We start from the raw sequence: 19,350 nt of genomic DNA on the forward strand, positions 1-19,350 counted from the left end.
GTGATTTGAGAGAAATTAAGATTTTCAGCGAAGTTCCGAGATTGGATTGGCTGGCTGTGTGATATTGCATAGCGGGTTAATTGAAACAGAATTTGCCTGGCGGCCATAGCGCGGTGGACCCACCTGACTCCATGCCGAACTCAGAAGTGAAACGCCGTAGCGCCGATGGTAGTGTGGGGTCTCCCCATGCGAGAGTAGGACACTGCCAGGCATCAAATAAAGCCGAGACCCCATGCCAAAAGCGTGGGGTTTTTGCTATGTGGAAAATATGAAAACTGCTAAAAGATATGGCTATTTTGCAATGGAATTTGGCGTAGATTTTGTATTTGAAGTACCCAATAGACGAAAAGGCTACCCTGATGGGTGGCCTTTTTGCGTTTAGTTCGGATGAAACTTAATATGAGTAATAGTGCTGATTAAATACTTTCTTCAGTCTTTCTGGTTTTTTCTAACCAGCTACAAATAAAGTCTGCAATCTGTTCTGGCTGATTAATATCCAGTTGTGCGACATCAGTGGCAATCGGCTTATCACTTGCTAAAGCAATGACATATTCATCAATCAGGCTTGAGAACGGCTTGCCTACCGCCTCTCTATATAGAGCGATTTTATTGATTGATTCATGTTTAAAGCCTTCAACTAAGATTAAATCGATAGTTGAAGCATCCAACCTGCTAGCAAGATAGTGCAGATCCAATAGTTTTTGTTCTGGTGTTTCTGTCATTAACGCCCAGCGGCAATCACTGGCAACTAAGGTCTGATGTGCACCGGCCTTACGCAATTCATAACTATCCTTACCCGGTGTATCAATTTCCATATTGTGATGTGTATGCTTGATCAGACCAACCCGGATTTGGCGCTGCTGTAATAAAGGAATTAGGCTTTTGAGTAATGTTGTTTTTCCTGTACCACTGTATGCAGCAATCCCTAATAGTGGTGGTGTTTTCCGGCTCATAATTCCCCTCTTTTACTCTGTTCCCATAAATCACAGTCTGTGGGAGTATTCAGGTTACTGAATTGGTCTCTTTGCCCACTAAATATTATGGATTTAGCATTAACACTTTCCATAAATATCATTAGCTTACGATCACCTTTTGCCAAATACTCCGCAAGCAGTGATTTCAGACTAACATGCATGAGCGCTAATGTTGGGTGTGCTCGCTCGCCATCGTGAACATAAGCCGCAAGTGCTTGCTGCTTTCCTTGCCAAAGTTGAGACACTAAATTGCTTGGAAGCGCTGGGACGTCACAAGGAGCAAATACAACCCATTCCGTAGCTGAATAGCTCAACCCTGTGTGCATACCCGCCAACGGCCCCACAAAGCCAGTAATGATATCGTTAATGACCGGAATTCCACTTTGTTGGTAGAGTTCTTGATTACGATTTGCATTAATAAGGAGATCGTTAACTTGGGGTTTTAATCTATCAATGACATGTTGAAACAACGGCTTATTGTGAAGAAGAATAAGTCCTTTATCATTGCCTCCCATTCGGGAAGAACGGCCTCCGGCAAGAATAACACCTGTAATATTGGGATTCATTTTTATCACTCCGCTGCATTCAACCGACGGATGAATTGTATCTTTAAATAGCACGGCGGGTCAGGATTTACTTTTATTGACAATAGGCTCTCTTTCCCTATGTGAATATCCCTGCTACTTTGTCAGCATATTTTTGAATAGGATAAATTTGCTATGAAATGCCATCGTGTTAATGAACTGATTGAGCTTTTACATCCAGCCTGGCAGCAAGAACCCGATTTAAATCTGGTGCAGTTTTTACAAAAACTATCAGATGAGGCCGGTTTTAAAGGTGGGCTTTCAGAACTCACGGACGATATTCTTATTTATCATCTAAAAATGCGTGGTTCAGCATCAACGGAAGTCATTCCTGGTCTGAAAAAAGATTACGAGGAAGACTTTAAAACTGCCATATTGCGTGCCCGTGGCATCATTAAAGATTAGTCATGCTCCTGTCTGCGGAGATAGGGACTTTTGATGATACTATTTATTATTCTCAGCGCGCTGCTGTCACTTATAAAGACTGAATGTTGTTATGAACAGCTCTGCTTTTAATTTTCAGACCTTGTCGCCTGACCTGATTATGGATGCCCTTGAAGGGGTAGGATTACGGGTGGATTCAGGGTTAACCGCGCTTAACAGCTATGAGAACCGCGTTTATCAGTTTATGGATGAAGATCGTAAACGGTACGTGGTGAAGTTTTATCGCCCTGAGCGCTGGAGCAGTGAGCAAATCATAGAAGAGCATCAATTCTCGCTTGATTTGGCTGAAGCGGAAATCCCGGTGATAGCCCCATTGCAGCTCAACGGGCGCACCTTGCATACTCACGGTGGCTTTTTCTTTACTGTTTTTCCGAGTGTTGGCGGGCGGCAGTATGAAATAGATAATCTTGACCAATTAGAGTGGGTTGGGCGTTATTTAGGCCGAATTCATCAGGTGGGTAGTGATGCTCTTTTTGTCGCTCGCTCAACAATAGGCATTGAGGAGTATCTAACAGAACCGCGTCAGTTACTGGCCAGTAGCGAGTTAGTGCCAGCAAAGCAGCGAGATAGATTTCTGGCGGCAACTGACCTACTGATTAGCACCATCAAGCAGTATTGGCATACAGATTGGCGGCCATTGCGGTTACATGGCGATTGTCACCCAGGGAATATTTTGTGGCGTGATGGGCCGATGTTTGTTGATTTGGATGATGCCCGAAATGGCCCTGCAGTTCAGGATCTTTGGATGTTGTTACACGGTGAACGCAGTGAGCAATTAATCCAACTGGATATTTTGCTTGAAGCCTATGGTGAGTTTGCTGATTTTGATCAGCGCGAGCTTGCACTCATTGAACCGTTACGCGCGATGCGGATGGTTTATTACCTTGCATGGGTCGCCAGGCGTTGGCAAGACCCTGCATTTCCTAAAAGTTTTCCGTGGATGGCGGAGTCTGATTTCTGGTTACAACAGACTGCCTCATTTACAGAACAGGTTAAGCTGTTGCAGGCACCCCCTCTGCAGCTAATGCCAATGTACTAAAGCTAAGATAATGGAGATTGTTATAGTATGAAAAATGTATGGTTAGCACTTGTTGGCATAGTGATGGCATTCAGTGCATCGGCAGCACAATTTACTGATGGCACCCAGTATCAGACGTTAAACAAACCATTAACCGGTGAGCCTCAGGTTTTAGAGTTTTTCTCTTTCTATTGCCCGCACTGCTACCAGTTTGAAGAGGTTTATCATGTTCCTCAGGCAGTCAAAAAAGCATTGCCAGAAGGGACTAAAATGACCCGTTACCATGTTGATTTCCTCGGTCCATTGGGCAAGGAACTGACTCAAGCATGGGCTGTCGCTATGGCGTTGGGTGTTGAGGAAAAAGTCACTCCATTGATGTTTGAAGGTGTACAGAAAACACAAACTGTACAAACACCTGGTGACATCCGTAATGTATTCATCAAAGCAGGTGTGAGTGGTGAAGACTATGACGCCGCATTAAACAGCTTTGTGGTTAAATCACTGGTTGTTCAGCAGCAAAAAGCCGCTGAAGATTTGCAATTACGTGGTGTGCCAGCAATGTTTGTTAATGGCAAATATATGATTAAGAATGATGGCATGGATACCAGCTCAATGGATATCTATGTTAAACAGTATGCGGATGTTGTTAAGTTCCTACTGACTCAAAAGTAATCGTATAAAAAAAGGGGCTGGATTTTATTAGCCCCTTTTTCACTTATCTTATATCCGTATATTTCAAGTTTGTTTCTCTCTTTGCCATGAAAATATTACCTTCTCTAATGTGATATTCATGCGATTGAGTGATGATTTTTATTTGTTTTGGTGTTGTTTTTAGTTAACCCATCTATTCCAGTGATAGGTAATGGACCATATTCACAGTGAAAAAAAGATAGAATGAGTTTGCATTGTGTAATAAAAAAATGGCGTCGATAACTTTCTTATAAGTAAAATTTACTGACCTTATGATGGTAACTAAATAAGTAATATCCACAATTTAGATAAATAAATTATGACAGTAAAGAAAAAAACAATAACTATAACTTTATGATTTTAATCATATTAAAATATAGCCCTAAAGAAACTGGTCGATAACTATAATCTACTCATATTTTTATTCACAAACTTATCCACAAGTTAGATCTTTAAGATCACAATGTGAAAATGCTCTCTTTCGCACAAGAATGGACGCTAAGATTCGTCTCTTGCTGCCAGCTATGGCATTCTTAGCGTCAGACCTTGCTGAATAAAGATGAAGAAACTCTATGGCCCAGATTGCAGAAAATCCATTGATCCTCGTTGACGGTTCCTCTTACCTCTATCGTGCTTACCATGCTTTCCCGCCGCTGACCAACGGCAGCGGTGAGCCAACGGGCGCGATGTATGGCGTGTTGAACATGTTGCGCAGTTTGTTGCTGCAATATCGTCCAAGCCATGTCGCTGTAGTTTTTGATGCTAAAGGTAAAACATTCCGCGATGAGCTTTTCGCTGAATATAAGTCTCACCGACCCCCTATGCCGGATGATTTACGCGCTCAAATTGAGCCACTTCACCAAATGGTTAAGGCTATGGGATTACCTTTATTGGTCGTTTCCGGCGTTGAGGCTGACGATGTTATTGGCACTTTGGCACAAGAAGCTGAAAAAGCAGGTCATGCTGTATTAATTAGTACTGGTGATAAAGATATGGCGCAATTAGTTACGCCGAATATCACTCTCATCAATACAATGAATAACGCTATTTTAGGGCCACAGGAGGTATGTGAGAAATATGGCGTTCCCCCTGAGCTGATTATTGATTTTCTCGCCCTGATGGGGGATTCCTCAGATAATATTCCTGGAGTGCCGGGTGTTGGTGAGAAAACTGCACAGGCTTTATTACAAGGTCTGGGTGGTCTGGATGCGCTATTCAGTAATTTGGATAAAATATCCTCGCTGACATTTCGTGGTGCAAAAACGATGTCGGCCAAATTGGAGCAGAATAAAGATGTTGCCTATCTCTCCTATAAATTAGCCACGATTAAAACGGATGTTGAACTGGATGTGACTTGTGATGAGCTGAAAGTCACGGCTCCTGATGATGATCAGCTACATCAATTATTTAGCCGCTATGAATTTAAGCGCTGGCTGGCGGATGTTGAAGCAGGGAAATGGCTGGAGGGTAAAAAAGATCGGCCAACAGGGCAGAGCAGCAATAAAGTTTTTGTCGCAGCAGAATCAGCTCCTGCGGTTGAAGTTACCGCGGTGCTCTCACAAGAAAATTATCAAACTATCTTGGATGAGAAATCTTTAAGCGACTGGATTGAACGGCTTAGAAACTCGGAGGTTTTTGCGTTTGATACTGAAACTGACGGCCTTGATACCCTTAGCAGTAATTTAATTGGTTTTTCTTTTGCCGTGGCACCGGGTGAAGCCGCTTATTTGCCTGTAGCTCATGATTATCTGGACGCCCCTACCCAGCTTGATAGAAATTGGGTTCTGGCCCAGCTTAAACCTTTACTGGAAGATGAAAAGGCCCTGAAAGTCGGGCAGAATCTTAAGTTTGACCAAAGCATGCTGGCGCGTTATGACATTGATCTGCGTGGTATTGCTTTCGATACCATGTTGGAATCTTATGTTTTAGACAGTGTTGCTGGCCGACATGATATGGATAGCTTGGCGGAGCGCTATCTCAATCATAAGACCATTACCTTTGAAGAAATTGCTGGCAAAGGCAAAAATCAGCTCACTTTTAACCAAATTGCGTTAGAGCAAGCTGGGCCTTATGCGGCAGAAGATGCTGATGTCACCTTACAGTTGCATTTAGTCTTGTGGCCAAAATTGCAGCAAAGTGAGGGGCTTAAGCGAGTATTCCAAGAAATTGAGATGCCGCTGTTACCAATATTGTCCCGCATTGAGCGGACTGGTGTATTGATTGACCAAAATATATTGGCGGCACACTCCAAAGAACTGACTATTCGCCTTGATGAATTGGAAAAACAAGCACATGAATTGGCTGAAGAGCCATTCAATCTCGCCTCACCGAAGCAGCTTCAGGCCATTTTGTATGAAAAACAAAAATTGCCGATCTTGAAGAAAACACCAGGAGGCGCGGCTTCAACCAATGAAGAGGTGCTGGCTGAGTTGGCACTGGATTACCCTCTGCCGAAGGTGATTCTTGAGTATCGCGGCTTGGCGAAACTGAAAAGCACTTATACCGATAAATTGCCGTTGATGATTAACCCGGTTTCTGGGCGAGTTCATACTTCTTATCATCAGGCTGTCACGGCGACTGGGCGTTTATCTTCCCGTGATCCTAACCTGCAAAACATTCCGGTGCGAAATGAAGAAGGGCGTCGTATACGTCAGGCTTTTATTGCGCCAAAGGGTTACCGCATCATGGCGGCTGACTACTCACAGATTGAGTTGCGCATCATGGCCCATTTGTCGCAAGACCAAGGATTACTGACTGCATTTGCTGCTGGGAAGGATATCCACCGCGCGACTGCGGCTGAAGTCTTTGGTTTGCCATTGGAAAAAGTCACAAACGACCAACGCCGCAGTGCTAAAGCCATTAACTTTGGTCTGATTTATGGCATGAGCGCATTCGGTTTAGCGCGACAGCTGAATATTCCTCGTGGGGAAGCGCAGCGCTATATGGATCTCTATTTTGAGCGCTACCCTGGTGTGCTGGAATATATGGAACGCACGCGCAAGCAAGCCGCTGAACAAGGTTATGTTACGACGCTGGATGGCCGCCGCCTCTATCTACCTGATATTCACTCACGCAATGCCACGCGCCGTAAGGCGGCCGAGCGTGAAGCTATCAATGCGCCGATGCAAGGCACTGCCGCTGATATTATTAAGCGCGCAATGATTGCAGTGGATGCTTGGTTGCAGCAAGAACCTGAGCCTTTGGTGCGGGTTATCATGCAAGTACACGATGAATTGGTGTTTGAGGTGCATGAAAGTGTATTGGAAAGCGCTGAGCAGAAAATTCGTGAGCTGATGGAACAGAGTATGCAATTGGCCGTGCCATTAAAAGTGGATGTCGGTGTGGGTGATAACTGGGATCAAGCGCACTAACTATTTATCTATGAAAGTAATCTATGCGGGTAAGTGGCGATAAATAAAGCACTTTATGTAATTAAGCTACATTTAGTGGTGATAATGCGGGGATGATGCAAGCTGAATCGTGCCAATTTGTGTAACTATACAACAAAAAATTCTTTTGCCCTGCGAAAAAATGATGTAGAGTTACAGATGTAGGGTACAGAGGTAAGATGTTCTATCTTTCAGACCTTTTACTTCACGTAATCGGATTTGGCTGTATATTAGCCGCCCCAGTCATTTATTGACTGGGGCGTTTTTTATTGGGTCTTTGTCAGAAAATAGGCCAGAAAATGGGCCAGCCACTGGCGGATAGAAAAGGGCTGTTGGCGGTTTTTATCAGAGAAACCTGAAGCGGAGATCGGAGCATCATCCCCTGAAGTAACAGCCCTTACGGGCTGCTTTTACCATCAATTACTCGCCTTCGTCGTCATACTCGTCAACCATCACTTCCGGCGGGATCTCACTAAACCAGGTATCCAGTTTTTCGCGTAACTTATCGACACCAATCTTTTTCAATGATGAGAAAACTTCAACCTGAATATCACCCATAAATGGAATGATAGCTTCCCGCACCATGTTCAATTGGGCTTTACGAGCGCCAGATGCCAGCTTATCTGCTTTGGTCAGCAACAACATCACTGGGGTACCGACGGCGACAGCCCACGTAATCATCTGTTGGTCTAAATCTTTCAACGGATGGCGGATATCCATCAGAACAACCAACCCTTTCAGACAGTTACGCTTCTGTAAGTATTCGCCCAGTGCGCGTTGCCACTTGAGTTTCATCTCTTCCGGGACTTCGGCATAACCATACCCCGGCAAGTCGACCAGACGGATACCATCAACCACTTCAAATAAGTTAATCAGTTGAGTACGGCCCGGTGTTTTACTGGTTCGGGCCAGGCTTTTCTGGTTGGTCAATGTATTGAGAGCGCTCGACTTTCCTGCATTTGAGCGGCCAGCGAATGCCACCTCAATACCTTCATCACGCGGCAGATGGCGAATATCCGGAGCACTGATGACGAAGTGAGTCATGTGATAGTTATAATTTCTGATAGTCAAAATTTGTCGTCTCCGTGAGAGATAGCTTACATGGAGCGATTATAACTGCATCGGGCCAAAAAAAGGGGGTTTATCTCATATAGCTTTTGTGCAGGGATCCGTGATGTCCATTAATCTGTTTTTTTTGATGAAATAACAGTTTTGTGAGTAGGTGGCCATTGTAGGGGCAATTAATTGTTTATCATTGAATGATTGTTAAGAAAAATTTTATTAAAAGTAGGCTACAATTGTCAGCAGTTAGTTTGTTTTTATCATTATTTTATGAATAAAAACAAATGACTACTTTTTGTAAACCATGGTTTTGAACAGTGCGGGATGTGCTGGCAAGGAGCATAAACACTCAGGGAGAGTGGCCTATGCTTAAGGAATGTAATGGATATACGGTGAGCCAGGGATGATCAAGGAGCTTATATACCCTAAATAATTTGAGTCGAAGTGTGACGGGTATAAAGGGATGTTCAGGGACACAGGCTGGAGCGCCGGGTGAGTCTCCTTCAGGGTTGGAGGGATGGCAAGGATAGCGAATTGCAGGAGGGAGAAACCGGGACGTTATGTAAGTGCAGGGAGTGCGCTGTAAGGATATCCTTCCGCAGAAGGTGCGAAAAAAGGCGACAGGTTAATCTGCCGCCTTTTTTCTTTCTCTTCTTTCTGCTAGATTCCGCCCAATCCTATACCTAATAAATTTCAAGATGCAGGAAAACGGCAAGTGAGAGCATCTGCAACTTGAAAGGTGACGGGTATATACTCAATCCGATCCCATATTCATTTAAGAGCACAGGTTATGAAACAACCCAATAAAGCACCACGCGCTGACCGTGCGGCCCCGAAAGGCACCGCAACACCAAAGCGTCATAAAAAAACCCGTGTAGAGCTTGATATTGAAGCCCGCGAGCGTAAACGTCAGAAAAGACACAGTGGCAATCGCTCAGGTGCGAGAACTAATGTCGAGGGCAGCAATAAGAAAGGTCAAACCGAGACTCAAGAGAAAGATCCACGTATTGGCAGCAAAGTGCCTGTGCCTCTGGTGGTGGACAGTAAGATAAAAGCTAAGCCAACCACTAAGCCGGTGGCGAAAGTCGAAGCCAAGCCACGCCTGACGCCGGAAGAAGAGCTGACTAAGCTGGAAAACGATGAGCGTCTGGATGCATTGCTGGATAGACTCGATAACGACGAAGTATTGAGCAAAGAAGACCAAGCTTATGTTGATCTGACGTTGGACCGTATTGATGTCCTGATGGAAAAACTGGGTATTGAACTGGGTGACGACGAAGAAGAAGAGAAAGAAGAAAAGCAGGAAGACATTCTAAAATTACTGAAGAGCGGTAATCCAAAAGACACATTTTAAATTATGGCGTGGGTGATCCCGATAATAGCCCTACTACTTACATGTTATCTATTGTGGTTATTGGGTAAACTATGGCGGCTGTCGCAACGAAGAAAGCGGTTGCGCAGCGCTACTGCGGCCAGACAACGAAAACATCTGCCCCCTAACCGGCCCGGTAAGCGAAAATATCGGAAGGAATGAACATGTCTGAAAACGCCATAGTTTGGGATCTGTCCCTGATTCAAAAATATAATTATTCAGGGCCGCGCTATACCTCGTACCCCACAGCCCTTGAATTTAGTGAAGATTATGATGAATCTGCTTTTGAGCAGGCGGTGAAACGCTACCCGCAGCGGCCTTTGTCGCTGTATGTGCATATCCCGTTTTGTCATAAACTTTGCTATTTCTGTGGCTGTAATAAGCTGGTGACACGTCAACAACATAAAGCTGATGAATATTTGGCGGTCTTAGAAAAAGAGATCCGCCAGCGCGCCGCGTTGTTTGCCGGGCGTCAGGTTAGCCAGATGCACTGGGGCGGTGGGACACCCACTTATCTAAATAAAACACAAATCACTCATTTGATGAATCTGTTGCGTGAAAACTTTGATTTTCTGCCCGGTGCTGAGCAGTCAATTGAAGTCGATCCACGTGAAATTGAGCTGGATGTGCTCGATCACCTGCGGGCTGAGGGGTTTAACCGCCTGAGCATGGGGGTGCAGGATTTCAATAAGGAAGTTCAACGGTTGGTTAACCGTGAGCAAGATGAAGACTTTATCTTCGCGCTGATTGCTCGCGCTAAAGCTCTTGGTTTTAACTCAACCAATATTGATTTGATTTATGGTTTGCCAAAACAGACGCCAGAAAGCTTTGCGTTTACCCTCAAGCGGGTGGCTGAACTTAGCCCCGGCCGCCTGAGTGTCTTCAATTATGCCCATCTGCCGAGCTTGTTTGCCGCACAGCGCAAAATTAAAGATGCTGATTTACCCACCGCCGAGCAGCGGCTGGATATCTTGCAGCATACCATCAGTTTCTTAACCGAATCCGGCTATCAGTTTATCGGGATGGATCACTTCGCCCGGCCAGATGATGAGTTAGCCGTTGCCCAGCGGGAAGGGAAATTACATCGTAATTTCCAAGGTTATACCACCCAAGGTGAGAGTGATTTACTCGGATTGGGGGTTTCTGCCATCAGTATGTTAGGTGACAGTTACGCGCAAAACGAAAAAGATTTGAAGACTTACTATGCCGTTGTCGAGCAACGAGGCAATGCATTGTGGCGTGGCCTGACCATGACTGAAGATGATTGCTTGCGCCGTGATGTGATTAAAACGCTGATTTGTAATTTCCAAATCAGTTATCAGCCAATTGAGCAGCATTATGGTATTCGTTTCGCGGATTATTTTGCCGAAGATTTTGAGCTATTGGCCCCCTTTGAACAAGACGGGCTGGTGGAGCGGGATGATGATGGCATTCGTGTGACACCGCGCGGGCGCTTACTCATTCGTAATATTTGTATGTGCTTTGATATCTATTTACGCAAACAAGCACGTCGGCAACAGTTTTCCCGAGTGATCTGATGATGTCACCCTCAGTGATGAGGGTGACTTTCAAATAAAATTTATTCCATTCCCAACTCTTTCAACTTACGCGTTAAGGTATTACGGCCCCAGCCCAACAGGCGCGCAGCTTCCTGTTTATGCCCTTGAGTGTGACGTAGTGCCGTGGTTAACAACGTGCGCTCCATTTCTGGCTGTGCTTCTGACAACAAATCCTGATGACCAGAACGTAATGCGCGATCAGCCCATTGCGCCAGCAGTGTTGACCAATTGTCCGGTGTGCGTTGACCAGAAGCATCCGGGGTGCTGGTTTCAAATAGCTCGGAAGGTAAATCCTGTACCAGCACTTCTTGCCCAGCCGCCATCACAGTCAGCCAACGACAGGTATTTTCCAGTTGGCGAACGTTACCCTGCCAGGGGAGGCGAGTTAGCGCGACTTCAGTTTCAGGATGCAGAATCTTGGCTTCCACCCCAAGCTCTTTAGCGGCCACTTGCAAGAAGTAGCGTGCCAGGCGCGGAATATCTTCACGGCGCTCACGCAGCGGCGGTAAATGCACTCGAATCACATTCAGACGATGGAATAAATCCTCACGGAATTTCCCTTCCTGAACCCGCAGTTCCAGATTTTGATGGGTCGCGGCAATGATGCGCACATCCACTTTGACCGGCGCGTAACCGCCAACCCGATAAAACTGGCCATCAGCCAAAACGCGCAATAGGCGAGTTTGTACATCCAGCGGCATATCACCGATTTCATCTAAAAACAGTGTGCCTCCATCAGCTTGTTCAAAACGGCCCTGGCGCACCTGATTAGCACCGGTAAAGGCCCCTTTTTCGTGTCCAAACAGCTCGGACTCAATTAAGTCTTTCGGGATCGCCGCCATATTCAGCGCGATGAAAGGCGCTTTAGCCCGAGGGCTATGGCGATGTAGTGCATGGGCCACTAACTCTTTACCGGTTCCCGATTCGCCGTTAATCAGCACGCTGATAGAGGAGCGGGATAAGCGCCCAATGATGCGGAAAACGTCCTGCATCGCCGGCGCTTCACCAATGATATCTGCGGTTGGGCCGCTTGCAGGCTGGCTACGGGGCGGTTGTTGCTGTTCTTGATAATGGCTAATCGCCCGTTCAACCAGCGCGACAGCTTCATCAATATCAAAGGGCTTGGGCAGGTAATCAAAAGCCCCTTGCTGATAGGCGCTGACTGCCGCATCTAAATCAGAATGTGCCGTCATTATGATGACCGGGAGCATTGGGTGGCGCTGTTTAATTTGTTTCAGCAGTGCCAATCCATCCATGCCGGGCATACGAATATCTGATAACAACACGTCCGGAGTTTGTGTCGCCAATGCATCCAACACCTGATTACCGGAATCAAATGTTACACAGTTCAGACCCGCTCCAGTCAGTGCGCGCTCAAGCACCCAGCGGATGGAGCTATCGTCATCGACGATCCAGACTATCCCTCGTTGCATAGAAACCTCACTGGCGAATAGGCAGGTAAACCGAGAATTCGGTGTGTCCCGGCCAACTGTTAAATTCAATTTTACCCGAATGTTGATCAATTAGACTGCGGGCAATCGACAGGCCAAGGCCGGTTCCTCCCTCGCGGCCACTGACCATCGGGTAGAAGACGGTATCTTGTAATTGCGTTGGTACACCTGGGCCATCATCTTCAATATCAATTCGCGCGGCCAAGCGATAGCGCACACCGTGCAGTGTTATCTGAAATGCAGTGCGAGTGCGCAGTGTAATGGTACCGCCAGCTTCACCTAAAGCTTGTAATGCATTGCGGGTGATATTCAGCAGCACTTGTTCAATTTGGTCGGGATCATGCGCCAGCTCCGGCAAACTGGGGTCATAGTCACGGATTAACGTCACGTTATCCGGTTTTTCTAGTGATACGAGTTGGCAAACCCGTTCAGCAACCTGATGGATGCTTTGTGTCACATGTTGACCGGGCCGCTGAGGGCCTAATAAGCGGTCAACCAGATTGCGTAAGCGATCCGCTTGCTCAATGATGACTTTGGTGTATTCCAGCAACGCCGGATCGGGCAGAGCTTTTGACAATAACTGCGCCGCACCGCGCAAGCCACCCAGTGGATTTTTAATCTCGTGTGCCAACCCACGAACCAAATCGCGTGCAGCGATTTGTTGTGCATGCTGTAGTTGCTCTTGGCTTAGCCGACGTTGGTTATCCATCGGTGCCATTTCCAGCAATATAAAACCTTCCGGTAATGACTGCGCGGTCAGCGATAAAATATGCGCACGGCCATCAACCACTAATGTCACTTCATTATCGGTAAAACCTTGCCCCGTATGTAGGCTTTCCCGCATCAAGTCGATATTGAGGGAAAAATAGCCTAATAAATCTGGCAAAGGTGTACCAAAAAGTTTACGGGAGCTTTGCGCCAGAAGTTGCTGGGCAGCGGGATTGGCATAATGGATAGCCAAATCATCATCTAATAGCAGGATGCTATTAATGAGAGAATTAAGGATCTGCCCAGCATCGGGCAGCGTGCCTGTTGCCATTACGCAGACTCCTAACCCGTCATACTTCAAGCCGCATGTGCGTTGGCTGCGTTCGTTACTCGGCCCATCCCTGGCCCTCGCCTCTGCGAGGCCGCTGCACGCAGCGTTCAAACCTGCTCCTGGCAGATTTGTCACCCGAATCACTTACCTATGTAAGCTCATCAGGACTCTCTCGCTTGCCGCCTTCTTGCAACTCGAATTATTTTGGGTTGTATTTTACTCCAGTTCAGTCACCACTGAGCCAGAGGTATGAAAACGAAAAGTGGAGAAAAAAGCCCATTATGAAATGGGCCAAAAGTTTCCACGGCAACAAAAAACTAAAAACAATTAAACGCTGTAGTACAGTTCGAACTCAACTGGGTGCGGAGTCATACGAACGCGGTCCATTTCTTCTTTACGCAGTTCGATGTAAGCATCGATAGCGTCGTCAGTGAACACGCCACCACGGGTCAAGAACTCGCGGTCTTCGTTCAGTGCAGCCATTGCTTCGTCCAGTGAGCCTGCAACTTTTGGAATTTCAGCTTCTTCTTCCGGTGGCAAGTCATACAGGTTTTTGTCCATCGCATCACCAGGGTGAATTTTGTTGATGATGCCATCAAGGCCAGCCATCAGCAGCGCTGCGAAGCACAGGTACGGGTTAGCCGCTGGGTCTGGGAAACGCGCTTCAATACGACGCGCTTTCGGGCTGGCAACCACAGGGATACGGATAGAAGCTGAACGGTTACGGGCAGAGTATGCCAGCATTACCGGTGCTTCGTAGCCTGGGACCAAACGCTTGTAGGAGTTTGTCGTTGGGTTAGCCAAGGCATTAATTGCTTTTGCGTGCTTGATGATACCGCCGATATAGAACAGCGCCATTTCAGACAGGCCCGCGTATTTGTCACCTGCGAACAAGTTAGTGCCGTTCTTGGACAAAGACATATGGCAGTGCATGCCGGAACCGTTATCACCGAACATAGGTTTTGGCATGAAAGTCGCGGTTTTACCAAACGCGTGTGCCACGTTGTGCACAACGTATTTGTAAATCTGAATTTCGTCAGCTTTCTTGGTCATGGTATTGAAGCGAGTAGCCACTTCGTTTTGACCGGCTGTTGCCACTTCATGGTGGTGTGCTTCAACAACCAGGCCCATTTCTTCCATGGTCAAACACATGGTAGAACGCAGATCCTGTGAAGAATCGACCGGAGGGACAGGGAAGTAACCGCCTTTTACTGCTGGACGGTGGCCTTTGTTGCCGCCTTCGTATTTGGTGCTGGAGTTCCATGCGCCTTCGATATCATCGATAGCGACGTGGGAGCCACGGATGCTGCTACCAAAACGAACGTCATCGAACAGGAAGAATTCTGGCTCAGGCCCAAACAACACGGTATCCGCGATACCAGAAGATTTCAGGAATTCTTCTGCGCGTTTGGAGATAGAACGCGGGTCGCGGTCATAACCTTGCAGGGTGCCTGGCTCGAGAATGTCACAACGGATAATCAGTGTGGAATCTTCGAAGAACGGGTCCATAACAGCGGTGCTGGCGTCTGGCATCAGTACCATGTCGGATTCGTTAATGCCTTTCCAGCCACCAATCGAGGAGCCATCAAACATTTTGCCTTCTTCGAAGAAGTCAGCGTTGACCTGATGAGCTGGAATAGTGATGTGCTGTTCTTTCCCTTTAGTATCGGTGAAGCGCAAATCAACAAATTTCACTTCGTGCTCATTCAGCATCGTCAAAACATGTTCAGCGGACATACTTATATCTCCTGGATTTGTCATAGTCGTCGTCGTGGAACGATTACCGTTAGGGTGTTCAGTTATCTTTTTATGCAGGCTAACGTCCATGCTGATTTTTCATGACCGTTATTCATGCTAAAATACATTGCGAAATCTATGCCAACTTTCCAAACCCCCCGTTTATGCCATATCATAGGGGTCTGCTGATATTCAGTATGCACCAGGATAGTTATATTGCACTATTTTGGTGCTTCATTTGCGCCATTGGGCACCGTATTGGTGCAAAAGTGGGCCGAGAGGCTGTTTTTGCACCGTGAAAGGGATCACAAACACACCGTCGTTAGGTTGTTTATAAGAGAAGTTTGTGATCTTGTTTAGTCCCTCGCCTAATACGTGTACAATAGCGCGCTATTTCTAAATGCCTGAGGCAAAAAAGCTGTGATCGAGAATCTGCGTAACATCGCCATTATTGCGCACGTTGACCATGGGAAAACTACCCTGGTTGATAAGTTGCTACAACAATCTGGTACTTTCGGTGAACGTACTGAAGCAACTGAACGTGTAATGGACTCCAACGATTTGGAGAAAGAGCGTGGGATAACTATCCTCGCAAAAAATACTGCCATTAAATGGAAAGACTACCGCATCAACATCGTGGATACTCCAGGACACGCCGATTTCGGTGGTGAAGTTGAGCGCGTAATGTCTATGGTTGACTCTGTGCTGTTGGTCGTCGACGCAATGGATGGCCCGATGCCGCAGACCCGTTTCGTGACCAAAAAAGCTTTTGCTAATGGTCTGAAACCAATCGTGGTAATCAACAAAGTTGACCGTCCTGGCGCGCGTCCTGACTGGGTTGTGGATCAGGTGTTTGACCTGTTCGTCAACCTGGATGCAACTGACGAACAACTGGACTTCCCTATCATTTATGCATCTGCATTGATGGGTATCGCGGGTGAAGACCACAATGATATGGCGGCAGATATGACTCCGTTGTATCAAGCTATCGTTGACCATGTATCTGCGCCACAAGTTGAGCTTGAAGCGCCGTTCCAGATGCAGATCTCTCAGCTGGATTACAACAACTATGTTGGTGTTATCGGCATCGGTCGTATCAAACGCGGTAAAGTTAAGCCAAACCAGCAAGTCACTATCATTGATAGCGAAGGCAAGACGCGTAACGGTAAAGTCGGTAAAGTTCTGACTCACATGGGTCTGGAGCGTATCGAAGCGACCGAGGCTGAAGCTGGCGACATCGTGGCTATCACCGGTCTGGGTGAGTTGAATATCTCCGACACTATCTGTGACGTTAATGCTGTTGAAGCATTGCCAGCACTGTCTGTTGATGAACCAACCGTTACCATGTATTTCTGCGTTAACACCTCTCCGTTCTGTGGTAAAGAAGGTAAGTACGTGACTTCACGTCAAATTCTTGACCGCCTGAACAAAGAGCTGATTCATAACGTAGCATTGCGTGTTGAAGAAACTGAAGATTCTGATGCGTTCCGCGTATCTGGCCGTGGTGAACTTCACCTGTCGGTTCTGATCGAAAACATGCGTCGCGAAGGTTTCGAACTGGCTGTATCTCGTCCTAAAGTTATCAACCGTGTTATCGACGGCCGCAATCAAGAACCATTTGAAAGCGTAACTTTGGATATCGAAGAACAGCACCAGGGCTCAGTGATGCAAGCCATGGGTGAACGTAAAGGCGATGTGAAGGACATGGTTCCGGACGGCAAAGGTCGTATTCGTCTGGATTATATGATCCCAAGCCGTGGCCTGATTGGCTTCCGTACTGAATTCATGACCATGACTTCAGGTACTGGCCTGCTGTACTCCACATTCAGTCATTATGATGATGTGCGTCCAGGCGAGATCGGCCAACGTCAAAACGGCGTACTGATTTCTAATGGTCAGGGTAAAGCTGTTGCGTTTGCATTGTTCAAACTGCAAGACCGCGGCAAACTGTTCATCGGTCACGGTACAGAAGTGTATGAAGGCCAAATCATCGGTATTCACTCACGTTCTAACGACCTGACTGTAAACTGTTTGACGGGTAAGCAGTTGACCAACATGCGTGCATCGGGTACTGACGAAGCAACCACTCTGGTTCCTTTCCTGAAGAAAACTCTGGAACAGGCTCTGGAATTCATTGATGACGATGAATTGGTTGAAGTTACCCCGCAATCAATCCGTATCCGTAAGCGTCATTTAACGGAAAACGATCGTAAGCGTGCAGGTCGTGGTCCTAAAGAAGGTTAATTCTTCTTAGTTTCACTGATACTTAGGGCGCTAGCAGCGCCCTGAGTTCTATCATCTGCTTCCTTGAAGCTGCAACTCCAACTCCAATGCCTTTGACGATACTTTTTGTTTTTTGTCATAACGGTAAAAATATTATTTTTCCTGACTGACCCCTCCTTTTTGCCACTCTCTCTATTCAGTTTTCTTTTTTCCCGTTACAGTAAAACTCACCATCTAATTGGGAGAGCGCCATGCTGTATATCTTTGATCTAGGGAATGTGATTGTTGATATCGACTTCAAACGTGTGTTGGGCGTTTGGAGTAAATTAAGCAGTGTCCCGTTGGCGACACTGAGCGAGCGCTTTACGATGGGAGAGGTCTTCCAGCAGCATGAGCGCGGTGAAATCAGCGATGAGGATTTTGCCCGCCAGCTGAGTGACGAGATGGGGCTATCATTGAGTTTTGAACAGTTTGCTGAGGGTTGGCAGGCGGTATTTGTGGCCTTACGTCCTGAAGTCATCACGATTATGCAAAAGTTGCGGGCAGAAGGGCACCGGGTAGTGGTGCTATCTAATACTAATCGCCTGCATTGCAATTACTGGCCACAGCACTACCCTGAAGTTGCCGCTGCTGCCGATCATCTGTATTTGTCCCAAGACTTGGGGATGCGCAAACCTGAAGCCAGGATTTATCAACATGTATTGAGCGCGGAAAATATCCCTGCGGAACAAGCTGTGTTTTTTGATGATGTTGAGGCGAATATTGTTGCAGCCAGAATTGAGGGCATTACCGGTATTCATGTCACTGACCGAAAGGTTATTCCTGCTTATTTTTCCTGATAAGTTCTTACTCGAGTGATTAATGGGTTAGCCTTAAGCTAGCCCATAACCGAGCTTAACTGTGTTGACTGAGAGATAAACATGGCGAATTTTCCGCGTTTTCGCTTATCTGCATCTTTAAAACCCAGTATTACATTCGGGCGAATGCTTTACACCCGAATTGATAAAGACGGGTTAACAATACTGGCTGGGCATTTGGCCTATGTATCATTGCTTTCTCTGGTGCCCTTGATAACTGTGATTTTTGCCCTGTTTGCGGCTTTTCCGATGTTTGCCGATATCAGCATAAAATTGAAAGCCTTCATATTTGCTAATTTTATGCCTGCCACTGGCGATATCATCCAAAGTTATCTTGAGCAATTTGTGGCGAACTCAAATCGCATGACGGTGGTGGGCACTTGCGGCTTGATTGTGACCGCGCTACTGCTGATTTACTCTGTCGACAGTGTGCTCAACACTATCTGGCGCAGTAAAGTTCACCGGTCACTGGTTTTTTCATTTGCTATTTATTGGATGGTACTGACGTTAGGGCCGATTCTCGTCGGGGCCAGCATGGTGATCAGCTCGTATCTGCTGTCATTGCAATGGCTGGCAAATGCCCAGGTAGACAGCATGATCGACGAAACACTGCGGTTATTTCCATTGCTGATTTCTTGGGTTTCGTTTTGGTTATTGTACAGTGTGGTGCCAACGGTACGGGTGCCAGCCCGAGATGCTGTGATTGGCGCGCTGATTGCCGCATTGCTTTTCGAGTTAGGTAAGAAAGGATTCACAATGTACATCACTCTGTTTCCGTCTTATCAGCTGATTTACGGGGTGCTGGCCGTCATCCCTATTTTATTCCTCTGGGTTTACTGGAGCTGGTGCATTGTGTTGCTGGGGGCGGAAATTACCGTCACCTTGGGGGAATATCGTGCTCAGCGAGATAAAACGAATATCGAGGAAAGCCAGAGTCAGGAGATGTAAGGC

15 protein-coding genes and 1 rRNA gene are annotated in these 19,350 nt (G+C 46.5%); 10 read left to right on the forward strand and 6 right to left on the reverse strand.

The features are described 5' to 3' along the window. Positions 1-95 precede the first annotated feature (95 nt). Positions 96-211: ribosomal RNA gene (gene rrf / locus OVO64_RS16665) — 5S ribosomal RNA — on the forward strand. 205 nt (positions 212-416) lie between these two features. Here rrf and mobB read toward each other — a convergent pair. Further along, the gene (gene mobB, locus OVO64_RS16670) at positions 417-953 is read right to left on the reverse strand and encodes a molybdopterin-guanine dinucleotide biosynthesis protein MobB (RefSeq protein ID WP_038637792.1); all 537 of its coding nucleotides are present in this window, start codon (positions 951-953) and stop codon (positions 417-419) included. Beyond that, on the reverse strand, positions 950-1,540 hold the full coding sequence (mobA, locus tag OVO64_RS16675) for a molybdenum cofactor guanylyltransferase MobA (protein WP_038637794.1): 591 nt from the start codon (positions 1,538-1,540) through the stop codon (positions 950-952). Before mobA ends, mobB begins: the two co-directional genes overlap by 4 nt. Positions 1,541-1,693: 153 nt before the next feature. Between mobA and OVO64_RS16680 the strand changes: the two genes are divergently transcribed. The 4 genes from OVO64_RS16680 to polA all read left to right on the forward strand — a co-directional run bounded on the left by OVO64_RS16680 (position 1,694) and on the right by polA (position 7,081). Next, complete coding sequence (locus tag OVO64_RS16680) at positions 1,694-1,963, forward strand: YihD family protein (RefSeq protein WP_038637796.1); 270 nt, start codon at positions 1,694-1,696, stop codon at positions 1,961-1,963. 91 nt (positions 1,964-2,054) lie between these two features. Then, positions 2,055-3,041, forward strand: a complete 987-nt coding sequence (locus OVO64_RS16685; protein WP_038637798.1) for a serine/threonine protein kinase — start codon at positions 2,055-2,057, stop codon at positions 3,039-3,041. A gap of 27 nt (positions 3,042-3,068) precedes the next feature. Continuing rightward, the gene (gene dsbA, locus OVO64_RS16690) at positions 3,069-3,692 is read left to right on the forward strand and encodes a thiol:disulfide interchange protein DsbA (protein ID WP_038637801.1); all 624 of its coding nucleotides are present in this window, start codon (positions 3,069-3,071) and stop codon (positions 3,690-3,692) included. Between the two features lie 590 nt (positions 3,693-4,282). After that, a complete protein-coding gene (polA, locus tag OVO64_RS16695) occupies positions 4,283-7,081 on the forward strand; it encodes a DNA polymerase I (RefSeq protein ID WP_038637803.1) in 2,799 nt (932 codons plus the stop codon). 438 nt (positions 7,082-7,519) lie between these two features. Here polA and yihA read toward each other — a convergent pair whose 3' ends face one another. Next, positions 7,520-8,170, reverse strand: a complete 651-nt coding sequence (gene yihA, locus OVO64_RS16700; protein ID WP_038637806.1) for a ribosome biogenesis GTP-binding protein YihA/YsxC — start codon at positions 8,168-8,170, stop codon at positions 7,520-7,522. Positions 8,171-8,951: 781 nt separating this feature from the next. Between yihA and yihI the strand changes: the two genes are divergently transcribed. Continuing rightward, on the forward strand, positions 8,952-9,515 hold the full coding sequence (gene yihI, locus OVO64_RS16705; RefSeq protein ID WP_038637808.1) for a Der GTPase-activating protein YihI: 564 nt from the start codon (positions 8,952-8,954) through the stop codon (positions 9,513-9,515). Positions 9,516-9,697: 182 nt separating this feature from the next. Next, positions 9,698-11,071 (forward strand): oxygen-independent coproporphyrinogen III oxidase, encoded by a 1,374-nt coding sequence (gene hemN, locus OVO64_RS16710; protein ID WP_038637810.1) that lies wholly within the window; start codon positions 9,698-9,700, stop codon positions 11,069-11,071. 41 nt (positions 11,072-11,112) lie between these two features. Here the strand turns inward: hemN and glnG are convergent, their stop codons facing one another. The 3 genes from glnG to glnA all read right to left on the reverse strand — a co-directional run bounded on the left by glnG (position 11,113) and on the right by glnA (position 15,319). Beyond that, the gene (gene glnG / locus OVO64_RS16715; RefSeq protein ID WP_038637813.1) at positions 11,113-12,525 is read right to left on the reverse strand and encodes a nitrogen regulation protein NR(I); all 1,413 of its coding nucleotides are present in this window, start codon (positions 12,523-12,525) and stop codon (positions 11,113-11,115) included. Positions 12,526-12,532: 7 nt separating this feature from the next. Beyond that, positions 12,533-13,582: a nitrogen regulation protein NR(II) gene (gene glnL, locus OVO64_RS16720; RefSeq protein WP_038637816.1), complete on the reverse strand. Its 1,050-nt coding sequence runs from the start codon at positions 13,580-13,582 to the stop codon at positions 12,533-12,535. Positions 13,583-13,909: 327 nt separating this feature from the next. Then, complete coding sequence (gene glnA, locus OVO64_RS16725) at positions 13,910-15,319, reverse strand: glutamate--ammonia ligase (RefSeq protein WP_004392048.1); 1,410 nt, start codon at positions 15,317-15,319, stop codon at positions 13,910-13,912. 420 nt (positions 15,320-15,739) lie between these two features. Between glnA and typA the strand changes: the two genes are divergently transcribed. The 3 genes from typA (at position 15,740) to OVO64_RS16740 (ending at position 19,347) form a co-directional block, all read left to right on the forward strand. After that, on the forward strand, positions 15,740-17,563 hold the full coding sequence (gene typA / locus OVO64_RS16730; RefSeq protein ID WP_004392049.1) for a ribosome-dependent GTPase TypA: 1,824 nt from the start codon (positions 15,740-15,742) through the stop codon (positions 17,561-17,563). Positions 17,564-17,793: 230 nt separating this feature from the next. Further along, the gene (gene yihX, locus OVO64_RS16735; protein WP_038637821.1) at positions 17,794-18,381 is read left to right on the forward strand and encodes a glucose-1-phosphatase; all 588 of its coding nucleotides are present in this window, start codon (positions 17,794-17,796) and stop codon (positions 18,379-18,381) included. Positions 18,382-18,462: 81 nt separating this feature from the next. Continuing rightward, positions 18,463-19,347, forward strand: coding sequence for a virulence factor BrkB family protein (locus OVO64_RS16740; RefSeq protein WP_038637824.1), 885 nt, complete (start codon positions 18,463-18,465; stop codon positions 19,345-19,347). Positions 19,348-19,350 lie beyond the last annotated feature (3 nt).

Source organism: Yersinia sp. Marseille-Q5920, assembly GCF_946902935.1.
GTDB lineage: Bacteria > Pseudomonadota > Gammaproteobacteria > Enterobacterales > Enterobacteriaceae > Yersinia > Yersinia rochesterensis.